Here is a 19,228-nt window from a genome sequence, read left to right on the forward strand (position 1 = left end):
CTTGCGCCAGAGTCCTGCTGCTGGGCGCAAGATATGACCCCGCCGACCTCAAGCCGCCCATGGGCCGACAGGATTGCCAAGCCTCGCGTGAAGAGAATCTGGACTGTCGAATTGCTCGCGGCCGCCACTCGCTGGCCGGAGCAGGTGCCGCCATTCCCGGGACATGGTGCATGGGTGACTCAGGCGATGGGGACTGCAAGCGCAGCCGCGCCGTTGCCCCGGCGGCCGCGAAGCAGGATTTGGGCGGGATCGGCGTTGCGCTTGCGCCGGCGATGATCGGAGCGTTGCTGTCGCGGGTCTTCAACTGGTCACGCAGCGGCGTCGGGCCGCGCCTGCTGGCTGCCGTGCTGCTGTTTAGCTCCATCGTCACGCTGATGCTGACCGCGCTGCAGCTCTATCTCGACTACGAGCGCGAGGTCGGCGTCATCGAGACGCGGCTCGACGAGATCGGCCGCAGCACCACCGGCAGCCTCGGCGAGAGCCTGTGGAATCTCGACCAGAACCAGCTCAGGCTCCAGCTCGACGGTATCCTGCGGCTGCCCGACATCCGCGCCGCCGAAGTGCGCGAGATCGCCGATCGCCCCAATCCGATCCGTGTTGCGGTCGGCGAGCCGAACACCCGTTCGATCGTGACGCGTGACTATCCCCTGACCACCATCGTGCGGGGGACCGCGCGCGCGATCGGCGTGCTTCACGTCGAAGCGACGCTGAGCGAGGTGTATCAGCAATTGCTGCACCGTGCCTTGGTCATTCTGGCGAGCCAGGCGGCGAAGACGTTTCTCGTCTCGCTGTTCATCATCTACATGTTCCATCTGCTGGTGACGCGGCACCTGGTCGCCATCGCCGACTTCGTCAGCAAGTACAATCTGGCGCGGCCGCCGCCGCCTTTGCAGCTGGAGCGCCGTCCGCCCTACGATCCCGACGAGCTGGACAAGGTGGTCGTCGCCTTCAATGTCATGTGTGCCAATCTCGAGTACGCCTATGGCGAGCTGCGCGAGGCCAACGCCAATCTCGAACGTGACCTGAAGATCCGCCGCAGCGCCGAAGAAGATGCGCGCGCGAGCGAGCAGCGCTTCCGCGACTATGCCGAGACCGCGTCCGACTGGTTCTGGGAAACCGGACCGGATCATCGGTTCACCTACATATCGGAGCGGGCCGGCGCCTTCGGCATGGACCACAAGGCGCTGATCGGCAAGCGCCGCACCGATGCCGCTTTCGACCACGACGCCGAGCCGGAGAAATGGCGCGCGCACGTGGCGACATTGGACCGTCACGAGCCGTTCCGGAAGTTTGAATATCGCGGTCGTGATGCGAGCGGACGCCTGCGCCATTTCAGCGTCAACGGCCAGCCGGTGTTCGGGTCAGATGGACGCTTCATGGGCTATCGCGGCTCCGCCACCGACCTCACCGCGCAACACGAGACCGAGGAGCGGCTGCGCCAATCCCAGAAGATGGACGCGATCGGCCAGCTCACCGGCGGCGTCGCACATGACTTCAACAACGTGCTCACGGTCATCACCGGCACCATCGAGCTCATCCAGGAGGGGCTCGCGGACAGGCCTCAGTTCGCCGCCATCGCGCAGCTCATCGACGATGCCGCCACACGCGGCGCCGAGATCACCTCGCAGCTTCTGACCTTCGCGCGCCGCCAGCCGCTCGAGCCGCGAGAAATCGACGTCAACGCCCTTGTTTTGGAGACCGCGAAGCTGCTGAAGCCGATCCTGGGCGAGCATGTCGAGATCGTGACGCGGCTCGCAGACGACGCCTGGTCGGCGATGGCCGATCCGTCGCAGCTTTCGTCCGCTATCGTCAATCTCGCCGTCAACGCGCGTGACGCAATGCCGGGTGGCGGCAGGCTGACGCTGGAGACCGAGAACCGGGAGCTCGACGGCACGGAAGGTGCCGGCGAGGGCGATGTCGTCCGCGGCGCCTTCGTGATGGTCGCAGTAAGCGACACCGGTCACGGCATCCCGGCCGACATCCGTGAGCGCGTGTTCGAGCCGTTCTTCACCACCAAGGGCGCCGGCCGCGGCACCGGTCTCGGACTCAGCATGGTCTACGGCTTCGCTCGCCAGACTGGCGGCACCGTCGCGATCGAGAGCGAGGAGGGACGCGGCACCGTGATGCGGTTGTTCCTGCCGCGATCGAAGGGCGAGGCGCCGGACAGGACGGCGCCGGTTCTGGCGCCCGCCACAGCGCGCGGGCAAGAGACCATCCTCGTGGTCGAGGACGATCCGCTGGTGCAGGGCTATGTCATCGCCCAGCTCGGCAGTCTCGGCTATCGCACGCTCGCCGCCGGCGACGGCGCAGCCGCGCTCGCGCTGGTCGACCAGGGTGCCAAATTCGATCTCCTGTTCACCGACATCATCATGCCCGGCGGCATGAACGGGCACGAATTGGCCGAAGCCGTCCGGCTTCGCCGGCCAGGGGTGAGGGTGCTCTACACCTCCGGCTATACCGACGACACCATCGTCCACGAAGGGCATCTCGATGCCGGCGTGGCGCTGCTGAGCAAGCCATACCGGAAGTCGGAGCTGTCGCAGAAGATTCGCGAGGTGCTTGGGGGCGAGCCGCCAGCCTGAGGCGCGCCGGCAGACGAAAAAGGCGCGGCGGGAAAGTCCCGTCGCGCCCGATTTCTTGCTCGCTGGTCCAGGGCTGAGAGCGCCCCGATGCCAAGCCTTGGAGCTTAGCGGGCGATCCCAGCGAGGTGACAGCGCTTGAGATAAGACACTGGATCACCTCCTTTCGTTGGTTTCGGGAGCCTCAATATAGGGTGAAACCGCCTCGTCGTTAAGAGGTGGGGCGACGGACCGGGAACAAGGGCGTTCGCAGGGCGGGAAAGCCCGGTCAGGGCCAGTTGAGACCGCCGCCGGGCCGTGTTAGGGGATCGCCAACGCGGGTGTAGCTCAATGGTAGAGCAGCAGCCTTCCAAGCTGAATACGAGGGTTCGATTCCCTTCACCCGCTCCAAATTCCCCTTTGGTCCCATACGAGTTGACGCTGACGGCCGTTCTGTCCAAGAAGGGCGTCAAATCGACGGATGCCACGTACGCGCGGACCGCCCGTGTCGGGTGGCTGCCGGGAGCTTAAGGGCCATATGACTGAGCGGATCGCTCTCATCACCGGTGTGACCGGCCAGGACGGCGCCTATCTCGCCGAATATCTGCTGTCGCTCGGCTATGTCGTGCACGGCATCAAGCGCCGCTCGTCCTCGTTCAACACCGCGCGCGTCGATCACCTCTACCAGGACCCGCATGTCGGCAACGTGCCGTTCCTGATGCACTACGGCGACATGACGGATTCGACCAATCTGATTCGCCTGATGCAGCAGATCCGCCCCACAGAGATCTACAATCTCGCCGCGCAGAGCCACGTCGCCGTCAGCTTCGAGAGCCCGGAATATACCGCCAATGCCGACGCCATCGGCGTGCTGCGCCTCCTGGAGGCGATCCGCATCCTCGGCATGGAGAAGCAGACGCGGTTCTACCAGGCCTCGACCTCCGAGCTCTACGGCCTCGTGCAGGAGATCCCGCAGAAGGAGACCACGCCGTTCTATCCGCGCTCGCCTTATGGCGTCGCCAAGCTCTACGGCTACTGGATCACGGTGAACTACCGCGAAGCCTACGGCATGTTCGCCAGCAATGGCATCCTGTTCAACCACGAGAGCCCGATCCGCGGTGAGACCTTCGTCACCCGCAAGATCACCCGCGCCGTCGCCCGGATCGAAGTCGGCCTCGAGGACACGCTCTATCTCGGCAATCTCGAAGCCAAGCGCGACTGGGGGCATGCGAAGGACTACGTCGAAGGCATGCACATGATCCTCCAGGCCGACAAGCCTGACGATTTCGTGCTCGCCACCGGCGAGACGCGCTCGGTGCGCGAAATGGTCGAGCTGGCCTTTGCGCAGGTCGGCCGCCGCATCGCGTGGCGCGGGCAGGGCGTCGACGAGACCGGCCTCGATGAGGCGACCGGCAAGACCGTGGTGAAGATCGACCCCACCTATTTCCGTCCGACCGAGGTCGATCTCCTGGTCGGTGACGCCAGCAAGGCGCGCCAGGTGCTCGGCTGGAAGCCGAAACGGACGTTTGCGCAGCTCGTCGAGGAGATGGTGGCGAGCGATCTGGCGGAGGCAAAACGGGACGCCGGCCGTGGCAAGCACAGCGTTTGAGCTGAAAGATAAAAGCGTCTACGTCGCCGGCCATCGCGGCATGGTCGGAGCCGCGCTGGTGCGCCGGCTCGAACGGGAGGACGTCAAGCTCGTCACGGTGGATCGCCGCGAGGTCGATCTCTGCAATCAGGCCGCCGTGTTCGACTGGTTCGCGCGCGTGCGGCCGCAGGTGATCTTCCTTGCCGCCGCAAAGGTCGGCGGCATCGTCGCCAACAACACGCTGCGCGCCGAATTCATCTACGACAACATCGCGATCGCGGCCAATGTGATCCATGCCGCGCACCAGAACGGTGCCGAGAAGCTGATGTTTCTGGGCTCGTCCTGCATCTACCCGAAGCTGGCGGCGCAGCCGCTGCGCGAGGATTCCGTGCTGACCGGCCCGCTGGAGCCGACCAACGAGCCCTATGCGATCGCCAAGATCGCCGGCATCAAGATGGTGGAGGCCTATCGCAGCCAGTATGGCAGCGACTTCATCAGCGTGATGCCGACCAATCTCTACGGCCCCGGCGACAACTATCATCCCGAGATGAGCCACGTGGTCGCCGCCCTGATCCGCCGCTTCCACGAGGCAAAAGTTTCCGGCGCGACGAATGTCGTGGTCTGGGGCACCGGCACGCCGCGGCGCGAGTTCCTCTATGTCGACGACATGGCGGATGCCTGCGTGCACCTGATGAAGACCTATTCTGGGCCTGAGCTGATCAATATCGGCACCGGCGAAGACATCGCCATCGCCGAATTCGCGCGCGTCGTGGCCGAGATCGTCGGCTACCGCGGCGAGATCAGTTACGACACCTCGCGTCCCGACGGCACCCCGCGCAAGCTGCTCGACGTCAGCCGCCTCAATGGACTCGGCTGGCGCGCGACCACATCGCTTCACGATGGCTTGAAGCGGGCCTATGCGGCCTATCTGGCCGGCCTGGGCATGACTGCGCAGGCGTAGGAACCTTCGCTGCAAGCACGAGTTGGCCGGTCGGGCAGGGCGAAAGCCACACGAGGCCAACCGTGCAAGAAGCTGTGCGCGTGCGCTCCACTGCGCAAATCGCGGGCCATCCGATTCATCCGATGCTGGTGCCCATCCCGATCGCGTGCTTCATCGGCGCGCTCTTGACTGACATCGCCTATGTCGTCAGCGCCGAGATCATGTGGGCGGATTTCTCCGCCTGGCTTCTGCTGTTCGGCGTCGTCTTCGGCGTGCTGGCGGCGATCGCGGGTCTGACCGACTTCCTCGGCAACCGCCTGGTGCGGGCGCGGCCGCCGGCGTGGCCGCATCTGATCGGCAACGCCGTGGCGCTGATCCTGGCGATTTTCAACCTGCTGATCCACACGCGTGATGCCTGGACCTCGGTGTGGCCGACCGGGCTCATTCTGTCCGCGATCACCGTGCTGATCCTGCCGGTCACCGGCTGGCTTGGCTGGGCCATGGTGTACCGCCACCGCGTAGGAGTTGCGCGATGAAATCCTCAATGGCCCGCGCGCTTGTGTGCTCGTCGCTGCTGTGTCTTGCCGGCTGCGATGACGGCAGCGGCGATCCCAAGGCCCAAATCGGCGCCAATCCAAAACTGCCCGACATCCAGCAATATTGGCTGCCGCCGATGCACATCGCGCGCATCGTCGGCTGGAAGAAGGACGAGACGCCGACGGTTGCCCAGGGGCTCCAGGCCAAGGCCTTTGCCACGGGTCTCCAGCATCCCCGCTTCCTCTACGTTCTTCCCAATGGGGACGTGCTGGTGGTGGAATCCAAGGCGCCGAAATCCGCTCCGATCAAGCGGCCCAAGGAAATCGTGATCGGCTATGTCGAGTCCTGGGCGACGTCGGGCGGCGATACTGGACCGAGCAATCGCATCACGCTGTTGCGCGACACCAACGGCGACGGTGTTCCGGATACGCAGAGCGTCTTCCTCGATCATCTCAATTCGCCCTTCGGCGTCGCGCTGGTTGGCAACGATCTCTATGTCGCCAACACCGACGCGATCGTCAGATATCCCTATACGGAAGGCGACACCAAGATCACCGCGCCGGGCACGGTGTTGACGCCGCTGCCGGGCGGGCCGATCGACCACCACTGGACCAAGAGCCTGGTCGCGAGCCCCGATGGCTCGAAGCTCTATGCCGGGGTCGGCTCCAACAGCAATATCACCGAGAACGGCATGGAGGCCGAACACAATCGCGCCGCCATCCTCGAGGTCGACCGCGTCAGCGGTCGCTGGCGCATCTTTGCGAGCGGCCTGCGCAATCCCAATGGCCTCAGCTTCGAGCCGCAGACCGGCGCGCTGTGGACGGTGGTGAACGAGCGCGACGAACTCGGTCCCGATCTTGTGCCCGATTACATGACCTCGGTGAAGGACGGCGGCTTCTACGGCTGGCCCTACAGCTATTACGGCCAGCATATCGATCCCCGCGTCAAGCCCGAGCGGCCCGATCTCGTCGCCAAGGCGATCGTGCCCGATTACGCGCTGAGCTCGCATGTCGCACCGCTTGGAATGGCCTTCTACACTGGCACCAGCCTGCCGAGCACCTATCGGGGCGGTGCCTTCGTCGGCGAGCACGGCAGCTGGAATCGGCAGAATCTGAACGGCTACAAGGTCGTATTCGTGCCGTTCGCGGACGGCAAGCCGAGCGGCCCCGCGCAGGACGTCGTGACCGGCTTCCTCGACAACGACAACCACGCGCGCGGCCGCCCCGTCGGCGTCGCCATCGACAAATCAGGCGCGCTGCTGGTCGCCGACGACAGCGGCAACACGGTGTGGCGCGTGACCGCCGCGCACCCGCAGCTCACGCGACGGTAGACACGGATGAGAGAGCTGGAGGAGGAGACCATGGGCCTTGCTCAATACGCGATTGTCCCAGTGCAGGACGAATGGGGCGTGCTGCACGATGGCGACGTCAAGAGCAGATATGCCACCAAGGAAGCCGCGTTCGAGTCGGCGATCGCGGCAGCGTCCCTGGCGCTGCGTGAGGGCCACGAAGTCCATGTCAGCGTGCCCGGCCGCGACGCCGGCGAGAACGCGCTGGGAAGTTAGCTTCATCGTCGCGTGACCTGAACAAGGTCAGGATCTGACGACCGCCGCCCGCTGCAATCGACCATCCGCGCTGACGCGTGCCGGAACGATTGTTTGAACGATCGACGAATCCAGCGGTCGCATCCACTCTATCGCTGGCCTATCGCGGCTCCGCGAGCGACCGGGCAAGGACGCCGCCGGCGCTCGCATGCTCCAAATCTCATTCGCAGTCGTACAATCTCGATATTCTGGTTGACGTGTAAGCATCCAGGGGTTGTATTGGGCCCTCAGAGCTCGGAGCATGAATTTGCGGGAGAGGGAAGCCCACCTGTCACTCGCGCGGCCGCATGCGTGATGACGGCCTGTCCGGCTGGACCAGGGGCGAGTGAGGTGAGGTCATGGTGATCGCGTCAACCTGGGACACCGAGAGAGCCGATTATCGCGCCATCGTCAACGAATGGCACGTGGTCCGCCGGAGCGAGGAGGTCGCGGAGGGCACCATCGTGCCGGCGCGCCTGCTCGGCGAGGATATCATCCTGTGGCGCCATGACGGAGAGGTTCACGCCTGGAAGGACTATTGCCGTCATCGCGGTGCGCGCTTGTCGCTCGGCTGGGTGAAGGACGGTGGCGTCGTGTGCCCCTACCATGGCTGGGAATACGGCACCGATGGAGCCTGCCGTCGTTACCCGGCTCATCCGACGATCCGGCCGACGAGCCGAGCCGCGGCATTCCGCCATCACGCGGTCGAGCGGTATGGATACATTTGGGTCTGTATGGGCAATCCAGTCGCCGCTGTTCCTCCGTTTCCCGTTTGGGAGGATGCGACCTATCGCAAGGTCCAGGCCGGGCCGTACTACTACAACGCAAATGCGCTTCGTGCCGTGGAGAACTTCCTAGATCCGGCGCGCTTTCCGTTCGTGCACGCCAACCTCAACGGCAACCCCGATGATCCCGACGAACTCGTGGATTACGATGTCGTGTTGACGGATGAAGGCTTGCGCACGAGCGAGATTACCTTGTTTCAGCCCTACGGCGATCATCGCGGCATTCCCATCACGGCGGGCTATCATTACTACTGCTTCCGCCCGACGACGGCCTATTTCAACAAGAAGACCGGCGAGGTTGAGCGCTTCTGCACGTTCATGGCCGTCACGCCGATCGATCTGGAAAATTGCGCGCTGCATCTGACCGCCGCCATCAACTATGGCTTTGATGTCGGCGTCGAGCAGATCGTGGCGCGCCTGGACAAGGTGTACGAGCAGGATCGCGTGATCGTCGAGTCGCAACGCCCGAAGACTTTGCCGCTTCATCCCAAGGATGAGATACATCTGAGAAGCGACCTTCTCGGCGTGGAGTATCGCCGCTGGCTTCGTGCTTTGGCGGGTGACGGACCCATGCCGGATCGCGCGCAAGAGGCGGCGGTCGCGGACTGAGTGACCGGGCAAAGCGCAGTACGACTGACATTGAAGAAGGCGCTTTGAGAGCGGTGGGCTTCGCACGTTCGATCGCATAAAATAACATCATGTTAGGTTTATCGAATAACTGGGTAATTGTGTTAGCCCGGCGAAAGCCTATTGTCGCAATCAATCAGAGACCCCATCGGCAGTGACGAGCGCTTGCGAAGCTTTCGCAGAGCGGGCGGAGAGTGCTGCCCAATTTCTCCAAGAAGCCCGGCAACGGGACGTCAAAAAAACCCAGTGGAGGAACTTTGAGATGACCGCGACCCGTCAGACGAGTCAGTCCAGGAAGGCCGCTGCCAGCGGCTGGATCGGTTCGGCTCTCGAATATTATGACTTCTTCATCTACGCCACCGCCGCCTCGCTGATCTTCCCGCAAATCTTCTTCCCGTCGGAGAATCCGACCGTCGCCATCGTCGCATCGCTGGCGACCTACGGCGTCGGCTATGTGGCCCGGCCGATCGGCGCCTTCGTGCTCGGACATTGGGGCGACACCCATGGCCGCAAGACCGTGCTCATCGTCTGCATGTTCCTGATGGGCATCTCGACCATGGCGGTGGGGGTTCTGCCGACCTATCAACAGGTCGGCATTCTGGCGCCGATCCTGCTCGTCATTCTCCGCCTCGTGCAGGGCTTTGCCGTGGCCGGTGAAATCTCCGGCGCCAGCTCGATGATCCTGGAGCACGCGCCGTTCGGACGGCGCGGCTTCTATGCGAGCTTCGCGCTTCAGGGCGTGCAGGCTGGACAGATCCTTGCGGCGGCCGTGTTCCTGCCGCTTGCGGCCTATATGCCGACCGAAGCCTTCAACAGCTGGGGCTGGCGAATTCCGTTCCTGCTCAGCTTCTTCGTCATCGTCGCCGGCTACATCATTCGCCGCGAAGTCGACGAAACCCCTGCCTTTGCCCGCGAGGGCGAGCGGGGAGAAACGCCGCGGTCGCCGATTGTTCAGGCCATCAAGCTGAGCTGGCGCGACATGCTCAGGGTCATCTGCATGGCGCTGATGAATGTCATCCCCGTCGTTGCCACCATCTTCGGTGCGGCCTATGCGGTGCAGCCGGCCTATGGCATCGGTTTTGCCAAGGACGTCTATCTGTGGATCCCGGTGCTCGGAAACATGCTGGCCATATTCGTCATTCCCTTCGTCGGCAATCTCTCCGACAAGGTCGGCCGCAAGCCTCCGATCATCGTCGGCGCGCTTCTCTCCGGCCTGCTCGCGTTCGGCTATCTCTACGCCATCAGCATCAGGAACGTGCCGCTCGCGATCCTGCTGTCGCTGCTGATGTGGGGCGTCGTCTATCAGGGCTACAACGCGATCTTCCCGAGCTTCTACCCGGAGCTGTTTCCGACGCGCACCCGTGTGTCGGCAATGGCGATCTCGCAGAACATCGGCACGACCATCACCGCGTTGCTCCCGGCGCTGTTTGCGACCGTGGCGCCTCCCGGCTCGGCCAACATTCCCTTGACGGTCGGGGCGATCGCCTTCGGCATCACGGTGATCGCGGCGCTGGCGGCCGTCACGGCACGGGAAACCTACCGGATCAGCATCGATGATCTCGGCAATCCCAAGGCCGTGCCGATGCCGCGGGACGATTATGAGCGGCAGCGCGCAGAGGCGGCGAGCGGTGCGGCCGCAATTCCGACCTGACGGGAGCGCAAGGAAGCCATGCCGCTGCAATCGGTGATGTTTGCAGCGGCAGGCCCAAAGCGTTACGTGATTGTCTGGTCGAACCTTCCGCGCGCGAGCGCGATCATCATGAGGTCAAGGGATGAACCCTGTCGTCGTTGCTGTCGCCATCACCGGCTCCGTTCCGCGCAGGAAGGACAATCCGGCGGTGCCAATCCTGCCGTCCGAACAGATCGAGTCGACCCATCAGGCCTTTGAGGCCGGCGCCACGCTCGCCCATATCCATGTTCGCAACGATGACGAGACGCCGTCCTCGGATCCCGAGCGCTTTGCCCTGGTGCAGGAGGGCATCAAGATACATTGTCCGAGGATGATCGTTCAGTTCTCGACCGGTGGACGCGGCCGCGATCCCTCGGCGCGTGGATCGTCGCTCTATCTCAAGCCGGACATGGCCTCGCTCTCCACGGGCTCGGTGAACTTTCCGACCATCGTCTACGAGAACAGCGCCGCGCTCGTCGAGACACTCGCGACCAGCATGAAGTCAAATGGCATCCGGCCGGAAATCGAGATCTTCGATCTGTCGCATCTGCATGGCGCCCGTCGCCTGATCGAGGCGGGGCTGATGGACGCACGTCCGCATGTGCAGTTCGTCATGGGCGTCAAGAATGCGATGCCGGCCGACGAGCATGTCCTCGACATCCTGCTGGGAGAATTGAGGCGGCTGATTCCGCAAGCGACCTGGACCGCCGCCGGGATCGGACGCCACCAGGCCGAGGTCATGGGCTGGGCGCTCGCACGAGGCGCCGACGCGGTCCGCACCGGGCTCGAGGACAATATCAGGATCGACAAGACGCGCCTCGCCGCCAGCAACGCCGAGCTCGTGACCGTCGCCTGCGAGGCTGTCGCGCGCCATGGCCGGCGCGTCGCGACCGCGGCCGAGGCGCGATCCCTGCTCGGGCTTGCGGGGTAGGGACTGCTGCCTCCTGCTGACATGCTCCCGGCTGCCTTCTGCCATTCGGCGGCTGGCGTTCCCCCGCGCCGAGTCGCCGGGTAAGACGGGCGTCACAGGCGTGATCGGCGCCTGCCGGGCAGGCGACCTTTGGAATGCGGTTCTTGAAATCTGACAGCAGGCTCATCGGGGTCCTGCTGGTCCTGGCGATCACCCAACTCATCGGATGGGGTACGATCGGGCTTCCGGCCATCGTCGGGCGCGATCTCGCGGCTGACCTCGGCATGAGCCTGCCGGCGGTGTTCGGCGGCACCTCCGTTCTCTATGTCACGATGGGCCTGTGCGCCCCCTGGCTCGCCAAGGCGTTCGCGCGGCTTGGCGCGCGCAAGGTCATGATGGTCGGGACGGTCCTCACCGTGCCCGGATTCGTGCTGCTGTCCTTCGCGCGCGAGCCGGTGCTCTACTTCGCCGCCTGGACCATCTTCGGCGTCGCCGGCAGCGCCACGCTCTCGACCGGCGCCTATATCATGCTGAACGAGATCGCCGGGCGGCAGGCCAAGAGCGCGATCGGCGCGCTCATGCTGGTGACGGGCCTCTCCAGCAGCATCTTTTGGCCGGCCACGTCGTACCTCAGCGGCCATCTCGGCTGGCGCGGGACCTGTCTCGTCTATGCCGCCATGTTGCTCCTCGTGTCGCTGCCGCTCTTGGCGTTCGCAGCGCCGCGCCGGACCGTCGCGAAGGACGAGGGGGCTGCGCCGGCGAAGCGCGCGGAGGCGCCGCGGATTGCGCGGAGCACGTTCGGCCTCGTCGTCTCTGCGATCACCCTCAATGCGTTCGTCAATTTCGGTCTCGGCGCAGTGTTCATCGAGCTGCTGCGGGCGGAGGGACTGGCGCCGGCGCAGGCGATCGCGTTCGGCTCCATGCTCGGCGTGATCCAGGTCAGCGCCCGCGGGCTCGACTTCCTCGGCGGCGGGCGCTGGGACGGCATCACGACCGGGCTCGTCGCCGGCACGGCGCTGCCCGTGGCGATGTTGCTCTTGATGCTGAGCGAGGGCGCGACCTGGGCGGTCGCGGTCTTCATCCTGCTCTATGGTGCCGGCAGCGGTGCCATGGCGGTGGCGCGGGCGACCATCCCACTGGTGTTCTACGACCAGGCGGAATTCGCCAAGGCAATGTCGATGATCGCGCTGCCGCTCAATCTGGCCTCGGCGATCTCGCCGCCGCTGCTCGCCGGCCTGCTCACCCAGTTCGGCAGCCGCGGCGCGCTCGGTCTCACCTTCGTGTTCTCCTGCGCCACGGTGCTGATCCTAGTCCTGCTCGGACGCCGGAGGCCGCAAGTGGCAGCGGCGGCCGCGGCCTGACGAGATATTCGCGGCGCGGAAATTCGCCGCCGCCGGGGCGGGGATGGCCGTATGCCTGGAGCGCAGTGCTCGGGGAGCGAAAATGGTGTATCCGCAGGGGGCGCGGCTTGGCTCGAGCCGCCGCGCCAACACCAGTTCCCGGAGGAAACTTACATGTCGGCCTTGCCGCTCTCAGGCATCAAGATCCTTGACCTCACCCGCGTGCTTGCCGGACCCCTGTCGGCCCAGATGCTGGGCGATCTCGGCGCGGAGGTGATCAAGATCGAGCGGCCGGGCACCGGCGACGACGCCCGCGCGTTCGGCCCGCCCTATCTCACCGATCCCGAGGGCAAGGCGAACAACAACAATTCCTTCTACCTTTGCGCCAACCGCAACAAGAAATCGGTCACCGTCAACATCGCGAAGCCCGAGGGGCAGGCGATCATCCGCGAGCTTGCCAAGGACGCCGACGTCTTCATGGAGAACTACAAGGTCGGCGATCTCAAGCGCTACGGCCTCGACTACGAGACCATCAAGGCGATCAACCCAAAAATCATCTACTGCTCGGTGACCGGCTTCGGCCAGACCGGCCCTTACGCGCCGCGCGCCGGCTACGACGCCATCCTCCAGGCGATGGGCGGCCTGATGAGCGTCACCGGCCATATCGACGGCGAGCCGGGCGAGGGCCCGATGAAGGTCGGCCCGTCGATCGTCGACTACATGACCGGCATGAACACCTCGATCGGAATCCTCTCGGCGCTCTATCATCGCGACGTCAATGGCGGGCAGGGGCAGCACATCGACGTCTGCCTGTTCGACACCGTCATCGCCTCGCTCTCGCATTGGCTTCAGATCTACCTCGTCAACGGCAAGATGCCGCCGCGCCGCGGCACCTGGGGCAATGGCGGCATGCCGGCCGGCGTGTTCCGCTGCACCGACGGCGAGCTGATGCTGGTGGTCGGAAATGACGGCCAGTTCCGGAAGACCTGTGCCGTGCTCGGCGAGCCGGAGCTGGCGAACGACAAGCGCTTCATCAAGAACAACGACCGCGTCGTGCACGGCAAGGAGATCATGGCGATCTTCGCCGGTTTGTTTCTTAAGAAACCGGTGGCCTACTGGCTGGAGAAGCTGGAGGAGGCCGGCGTGCCGTCAGGTCCGATCAACAATTTCGAGCAGGTGTTCTCCGATCCGCACGTGCAGTCGCGCGGCATGCGGGTCAAGGTCGACCATCCGTTCGAGCCCGATCTGTCGCTGATCCGCAACGCGCTGACCCTCTCGGAGACCCCGATCGAGACCTACCGCGCCCCGCCGCTGCTCGGCGAGCACACCCAGGAAATTCTCGGTGGCAAGCTCGGCTATGATGCGGGGAAGATCGACGAGCTTAAGAAGCAGGGGATTATCTGATTTCATGGCCGCCAAAACCATCATCACCTGCGCCATCACCGGCAACCTGACGAAGCCCGAGCAGTCGCCGTACCTGCCGATCACGCCCGAGCAGATCGCGACCTCCGCGCTGGAAGCGGCTGAGGCCGGCGCCGCCATCGCCCACATCCATGTGCGCGATCCCGCGACGGGGCGGCCGTCGATGGAGATCGATCTCTACCGCGATGTCGTGGATCGCATCCGCGCCCGCAACAAGAGCCTGGTCATCAATCTCACCACCGGCCCAGGCGGGCGCTTCGTGCCCTCGATCGAAGACCCCCGCGTCGCCGGGCCCGGCACCACGCTGCTTGCGCCCGAAAAGCGCGTCGAGCATGTCGAGCTCATCAAGCCCGACATCTGCACGCTCGATCTCAACACCATGAATTCCGGCGGCGAGGTCGTGATCAACACGCCGCGCAACGTCCGCATCATGGCCGAGCGGATGACGGCGGCCGGCGTGCTGCCGGAGATCGAGCTGTTCGATTCCGGCGACTGTCATCTGGCGCGCGACATGCTCGCCGACGGCTCGCTGAAAGGGCCGGGCCTGTTCTCGCTCGTGCTCGGCGTCAAATACGGCTTCTCCGCGACGCCGGAAACCATGTTCTACGCGCGCAGCCTGCTGCCGCCGGGCGCGATCTGGTCCGGCTTCGGCATTGGCCGCGCCGAGTTCCCGATGGTCGCGCAGGCCTGGCTGCTCGGCGGCCATGTTCGCGTCGGCATGGAGGACAACCTTTATATGTCCAAGGGCGTGCTGGCCAAGAGCAATGCCGAACTGGTCGCGCACGCCGCCGGCATTCTAAAAAGCCTCGGCGCGAGCGTTGCGACCGCGCAAGACGCGCGCGCGATGCTGGGGCTGTCGTAGCACGACGCCGGCGCCGGATTACTGAGCATGGATTGGTGACCTCAGTGTGGCGCTGGCCGGGTCTTGCGTGGAGCTTGCGCGCAATCCCCAGATAAACCCGGTCCGTAGTCGCGCAGGCTTCCGCTTCGCGCGCGAGTCTGATCTCTTTCCGTAAGTCGGGAGGGAAGCGCATGTCTTATACGATCGGGTTCCAGGCCAAGGACCAGAACGCAATTCTGGCGACCGAGGCGGCCACCGCCAATCAGGCCGTCGCCATCATCGCCGCGTTGCGGCAGAGCGCCGACGAGATCAAGTTCATCCGCTCGCCGCAGGAAGGCGAGATGGGCATCGAGATGCTGCTGCTGCTCGCCAAGGAAGAGGCCGAGGAGATGCCGCAGCGGGGCTGAGGCATGATCCGGACCTGGAGGGCCGCGTTAGCGCAAAGTGCGCAGCGGCTTTCCGGAAAGATCATGCTCAAACAATAAACTAAAGCGCGATCTAATCGCGCTTTAGCCCCGCCGCCATACTTCGATCAGAAGCGAAACATGCTGGCTGCAGAATGATGTAGAAGGCACCAGTGTCGCTCGAACCGAAGGTGGCCCATGAAACGCGAAGCGCTCCGCGTCGAACCGATCTCGTCTTATCTCGATCGCTGGAAGGCGCCGACCTCGCCGGTGACGCGTGCCGGCAACATGATCTTCGTCGCAGGCCTGCCGCCGTTCGATCCCGAGACGGGCGAGCTTGCGGAGATGCCGATCGAGCGGCAGAGCGAGATCATCATGGAGCAGATGAAGCTGTGCCTCGAGACGGCCGGCGCCTCGCTCGACAACGTCATGAAGTGCAACGTCTACTGCACCTCGACCAGGCACTTCGCCGCGTTCAACACGGTCTATGCGCGCTATTTCCCCAATGATCCGCCGGCGCGGATCTTCGTCTGCACGCCGGAATGGTTCGGCCCCTTCGACGTCGAGATCGACTGCATCGCGATGATGTGAGGATCAAAGCGTTTTCGAGCGAAGTGGATGCCGGTTCGCGTGAAGAAAACGCGTCAAACAAGAGTCTAACGCGCAGCGACCCTTGACGGCGCCTTCGCCTCCGTCCGCCCCGCCGTCAGCGCCATCGTCGCGACGCTGACGACGCGCGCGACCACGTCCTCGACGTCGTCGAGATCGCATTTGCCGTCCGACAGCTTCGTCAAGCGCTCGCTCTCGCGGATGGTGTGATGCGCCATCGCGAGCGCGAAGTTCAGGCCCCAATAGATCTCGACCTCGCTGCGGTCGGGCAGGGATCTGCGCATTGCGCCGGCGAATTTGCGCAAATGGTCGATCTCGCGGTTCTTGATGCGGCGGATCGGCGGCACGGATTCGATCGAGGCGCGGATCATGAAGCGCGCCGCGGTCGAGCGCTGGTTCTCGGGGCCGAGGCAGCCGCGCAAGGTCGGGCCGACCAGCGCATGCAGGATCACCTCGATCGGCGCGCGGCCGCCGCCTTGCTCTTCCGCCGCTTTCAATTCGCGCAAACGCTCGCGGTTGGTCGCGATCGAGCGCGTGACAAATAATTCCGCGATCAGCTCGTCCTTCGAGCCGAAATGATAATTCACCGCGGCGAGGTTGACCCCGGCTTCCGCGACGATGTCGCGCAGCGTGACGTCGCCAAAACCGCGATCGGCATAGAGCCGTTCGGCGGCGGCGAGAATGGCGGACCTGGTGTGATCGCTGGCCATGGCTTGCCCCCAGGGAGGGAGTTGCAATTCAAACAGTTGTATGAAACTATCGTTTGAAGGCCGGGAAAAGTCAATCCGCAATCGGGACTCGTTCGCAACTCGCGGGCCGGTTCCGCAAAACGCCCGCAAGTCGCGCTTGCGGGCGGTGCGCGGCGGGAGGACAGTCCGGCGCAAAACGACCAGTGAGAGAGAAACTAGGAGCGTCCCATGGATTTCGATCTGTCGCCGAAGCAGAAGGAATGGCTCGACCGCGTGCGGTCCTTCATGGCCAAGCACGTGCGCCCGGCGGTGCCTGTTTATGACGAACAGGATCGTAGCGGCGAGCGCTGGAAGGTCATCCCGATCCTCGAGGAGCTCAAGAAGAAGGCCAAGGCCGAAGGCCTCTGGAACATGTTCATGCCGCCGTCCGAGCATGAGGACGACGAATTCCGCGGCGCGGGATTGACCAATCTCGAATACGCGCTGCTGTCGGAGGAGATGGGCCGCATCACCTGGGCCTCCGAAGTGTTCAACTGTTCGGCGCCCGACACCGGCAACATGGAAGTGTTCATCCGCTACGCCACCAAGGAACAGAAGCGCAAATGGCTGCGCCCGCTGATGGACGGCGAGATCCGCTCGGCGTTCTTGATGACGGAACCGGCGGTCGCCTCGTCGGACGCGACCAACATCGAGACGCGCATCGAGAAGGACGGCGATCACTACGTCATCAACGGCCGCAAATGGTGGTCGTCGGGCGTCGGCGATCCCCGTTGCAAGATCGCGATCCTGATGGGCAAGACGGATCCGTCGGCCGCCAAGCATCAGCAGCAGTCGCAGATCCTGGTTCCGCTCGACACGCCCGGCATCAAGGTCGAGAAGATGCTGCCCGTGTTCGGCTTCGACGACGCGCCGCACGGTCATGCTCAGGTGCTGCTGCAGAACGTGCGGGTGCCGAAGGAGAACATCCTGCTCGGTGAAGGCCGCGGCTTCGAGATCGCGCAGGGCCGCCTCGGCCCCGGCCGCATCCATCACTGCATGCGCACGATCGGCAAGGCCGAGGAGGCGCTGGAGAAGATGGTGAAGCGGCTCGCCTCGCGCACCGCGTTCGGCAAGAGGATCATCGAGCACAGTGTGTGGGAGCAGCGCATCGGCGAGGCCCGCACCGACATCGAGATGAACCGCCTGTTGTGCCTCAAGGCCGCCGACATGATGGACAAGGTCGGCAACAAGACCGCGCAGCTCGAGATCGCCATGATCAAGGTCGCAGGTCCCAACATGGCCTTGAAGATCATCGATCAGGCGATCCAGGCCTTTGGCGGCGCCGGCGTGTCCGACGAGGCTGGCCTTGCCAAGGACTACGCCCACATCCGCACGCTCCGTCTCGCCGACGGTCCGGACGAGGTGCACAACCGCGCCATTGCCAGACTTGAACTTCGGAAGTATGCAAACTCTCCCAGTCATTAAGAGGGAGAGCCAAAGCGGCGCTCCCGACTTGAAGAAGCGACAGGGCACGATCGAGGTGACCGCTTGACGCAAGTGCGTCAGCGGTTACCGATTAGGATCATGTCCCGACTGAAGAGGGAGCGTCACCGTGGCTGACGGCGTCAGGAAAGACGAGGAGTTCTCGGGCACCAAGCCGGTCGAGGAGCGGCATCGTTTCGACGAGCTGCGTCTCGAGGCGTGGATGCGCGAGAACGTCGAGGGTTTTGAAGGCCCGCTGGTCGTGCTCCAGTTCAAGGGCGGGCAGTCCAATCCGACCTATCGTCTCAACACGCCGAACCGTTCCTACGTGATGCGCAGAAAGCCGTTCGGCAAATTGCTGCCGTCGGCGCACGCGGTCGATCGCGAATATCGCGTCATCGCGGCCCTTGGAAAGCAGGGCTTTCCGGTCGCGCACGCCTACGCGCTGTGCCAGGACGACGGCGTGATCGGTGCTGCCTTCTACATCATGTCGATGGAGGAGGGCCGGGTGTTCTGGGATCCGACGCTGCCGAGCCAGGATGCCGATGCGCGGCGCAAGATCTTCACCAGCAAGATCGAGACGCTGGCCAAGCTCCACATGTTCGACCCCGTCGCGATCGGCCTCGGCGACTTCGGCAAGCCCGGCAACTATTTTGCGCGGCAGATCGACCGCTGGACCAAGCAATATCGCGCCTCGGAAACGCAGCTTATTCCCGAGTTCGAGAAGGTCGCCGAATGGCTGCCCAAGACCGTGCCGGAGCAGGCGCGCGTCTCGATCGTCCATGGCGACTATCGCCTCGACAACATGATTTTCCACGCGACGGAACCGCGCGTGCAGGCCGTGCTGGATTGGGAGCTGTCGACGCTCGGCGATCCCATGGCCGATTTCACCTATCTGCTCATGCAGTGGGTCATGCCGGGTTTGCAGGGCGTAGATCTCAAGGCGCTCAACATCCCGAGCGTGGACGAGGCGGCGCAGATCTACTGCAACGTCACCAGGATGAGCGTGCCTGATCTCAACTGGTATTTTTCCTACAATCTCTTCCGCCTCGCGGGCATCACCCAAGGCATCGCGGGCCGCATCCGCGACGGCACCGCCGCCAACGCCAAGGCGCTGGAATCAGCCAAGCGCACCGTGCCGCTGTCGAAAGCGTCATGGGAGTACGCGCAGAAGGCTGGCGCGGTTTAGCGACAACGAAGGCGCGGCTGACGGCTGCGCTTTTTGCTTTGGTGCGCTGCTGTCTCCACAAGCTCAGTGTCATTGCC

17 protein-coding genes and 1 tRNA gene are annotated in these 19,228 nt (G+C 64.4%); 17 read left to right on the plus strand and 1 reads right to left on the minus strand.

Translation table 11 applies throughout. The features are described 5' to 3' along the window. Nucleotides 1-170 precede the first annotated feature (170 nt). The 15 genes from AAFG16_RS21245 (at nucleotide 171) to AAFG16_RS21315 (ending at nucleotide 15,794) form a co-directional block, all read left to right on the plus strand. A complete protein-coding gene (locus AAFG16_RS21245) occupies nucleotides 171-2,582 on the plus strand; it encodes an ATP-binding protein (protein WP_342740425.1) in 2,412 nt (803 codons plus the stop codon). 313 nt (nucleotides 2,583-2,895) lie between these two features. Continuing rightward, nucleotides 2,896-2,969 (plus strand) — tRNA-Gly (locus AAFG16_RS21250). Nucleotides 2,970-3,096: 127 nt separating this feature from the next. Beyond that, nucleotides 3,097-4,167 (plus strand): GDP-mannose 4,6-dehydratase, encoded by a 1,071-nt coding sequence (gmd, locus tag AAFG16_RS21255; protein WP_342740426.1) that lies wholly within the window; start codon nucleotides 3,097-3,099, stop codon nucleotides 4,165-4,167. Continuing rightward, nucleotides 4,148-5,107 carry a GDP-L-fucose synthase gene (locus tag AAFG16_RS21260; protein ID WP_342740427.1) on the plus strand — a complete coding sequence of 320 codons (960 nt, stop codon included), beginning with the start codon at nucleotides 4,148-4,150 and terminating at the stop codon, nucleotides 5,105-5,107. The genes gmd and AAFG16_RS21260 overlap by 20 nt, the downstream gene beginning before the upstream one ends. Before the next feature lie 62 nt (nucleotides 5,108-5,169). Further along, the gene (locus AAFG16_RS21265; RefSeq protein ID WP_342740428.1) at nucleotides 5,170-5,622 is read left to right on the plus strand and encodes a DUF2231 domain-containing protein; all 453 of its coding nucleotides are present in this window, start codon (nucleotides 5,170-5,172) and stop codon (nucleotides 5,620-5,622) included. Continuing rightward, nucleotides 5,619-6,953, plus strand: coding sequence for a sorbosone dehydrogenase family protein (locus AAFG16_RS21270; RefSeq protein WP_342740429.1), 1,335 nt, complete (start codon nucleotides 5,619-5,621; stop codon nucleotides 6,951-6,953). The genes AAFG16_RS21265 and AAFG16_RS21270 overlap by 4 nt, the downstream gene beginning before the upstream one ends. A 30-nt stretch (nucleotides 6,954-6,983) precedes the next feature. Beyond that, on the plus strand, nucleotides 6,984-7,187 hold the full coding sequence (locus AAFG16_RS21275) for a hypothetical protein (RefSeq protein ID WP_283086935.1): 204 nt from the start codon (nucleotides 6,984-6,986) through the stop codon (nucleotides 7,185-7,187). 482 nt (nucleotides 7,188-7,669) lie between these two features. After that, nucleotides 7,670-8,599 (plus strand): aromatic ring-hydroxylating dioxygenase subunit alpha, encoded by a 930-nt coding sequence (locus AAFG16_RS21280; protein WP_342740430.1) that lies wholly within the window; start codon nucleotides 7,670-7,672, stop codon nucleotides 8,597-8,599. A 280-nt stretch (nucleotides 8,600-8,879) separates the two neighbouring features. Next, nucleotides 8,880-10,268 (plus strand): MFS transporter, encoded by a 1,389-nt coding sequence (locus AAFG16_RS21285; RefSeq protein WP_342740431.1) that lies wholly within the window; start codon nucleotides 8,880-8,882, stop codon nucleotides 10,266-10,268. Between the two features lie 121 nt (nucleotides 10,269-10,389). Then, nucleotides 10,390-11,217: a 3-keto-5-aminohexanoate cleavage protein gene (locus AAFG16_RS21290; protein ID WP_342740432.1), complete on the plus strand. Its 828-nt coding sequence runs from the start codon at nucleotides 10,390-10,392 to the stop codon at nucleotides 11,215-11,217. 134 nt (nucleotides 11,218-11,351) lie between these two features. Beyond that, nucleotides 11,352-12,557, plus strand: coding sequence for an MFS transporter (locus AAFG16_RS21295; RefSeq protein WP_342740433.1), 1,206 nt, complete (start codon nucleotides 11,352-11,354; stop codon nucleotides 12,555-12,557). Nucleotides 12,558-12,710: 153 nt separating this feature from the next. Beyond that, nucleotides 12,711-13,940, plus strand: coding sequence for a CaiB/BaiF CoA-transferase family protein (locus AAFG16_RS21300; RefSeq protein WP_342740434.1), 1,230 nt, complete (start codon nucleotides 12,711-12,713; stop codon nucleotides 13,938-13,940). A gap of 4 nt (nucleotides 13,941-13,944) precedes the next feature. Then, the gene (locus tag AAFG16_RS21305) at nucleotides 13,945-14,820 is read left to right on the plus strand and encodes a 3-keto-5-aminohexanoate cleavage protein (protein ID WP_342740435.1); all 876 of its coding nucleotides are present in this window, start codon (nucleotides 13,945-13,947) and stop codon (nucleotides 14,818-14,820) included. Nucleotides 14,821-14,990: 170 nt separating this feature from the next. Beyond that, the gene (locus tag AAFG16_RS21310) at nucleotides 14,991-15,206 is read left to right on the plus strand and encodes a hypothetical protein (protein ID WP_283086218.1); all 216 of its coding nucleotides are present in this window, start codon (nucleotides 14,991-14,993) and stop codon (nucleotides 15,204-15,206) included. 195 nt (nucleotides 15,207-15,401) lie between these two features. Continuing rightward, the gene (locus tag AAFG16_RS21315; protein ID WP_342740436.1) at nucleotides 15,402-15,794 is read left to right on the plus strand and encodes a RidA family protein; all 393 of its coding nucleotides are present in this window, start codon (nucleotides 15,402-15,404) and stop codon (nucleotides 15,792-15,794) included. Nucleotides 15,795-15,859: 65 nt separating this feature from the next. On the opposite strand, the gene AAFG16_RS21320 is transcribed toward AAFG16_RS21315, so the two are convergent. After that, a complete protein-coding gene (locus tag AAFG16_RS21320) occupies nucleotides 15,860-16,522 on the minus strand; it encodes a TetR/AcrR family transcriptional regulator (RefSeq protein WP_342740437.1) in 663 nt (220 codons plus the stop codon). Between the two features lie 207 nt (nucleotides 16,523-16,729). On the opposite strand from AAFG16_RS21320, the gene AAFG16_RS21325 reads away from it, so the two are divergent. Further along, entirely contained in the window at nucleotides 16,730-17,965 is a 1,236-nt protein-coding gene (locus AAFG16_RS21325; protein ID WP_342740438.1) for an acyl-CoA dehydrogenase family protein, read from the plus strand. 127 nt (nucleotides 17,966-18,092) lie between these two features. After that, nucleotides 18,093-19,151 carry a phosphotransferase family protein gene (locus AAFG16_RS21330; RefSeq protein WP_342740439.1) on the plus strand — a complete coding sequence of 353 codons (1,059 nt, stop codon included), beginning with the start codon at nucleotides 18,093-18,095 and terminating at the stop codon, nucleotides 19,149-19,151. Nucleotides 19,152-19,228: the final 77 nt, after the last annotated feature.

Origin of the sequence: Bradyrhizobium sp. B117, from assembly GCF_038969555.1 — a bacterium.
Classification (GTDB): Bacteria; Pseudomonadota; Alphaproteobacteria; order Rhizobiales; family Xanthobacteraceae; genus Bradyrhizobium.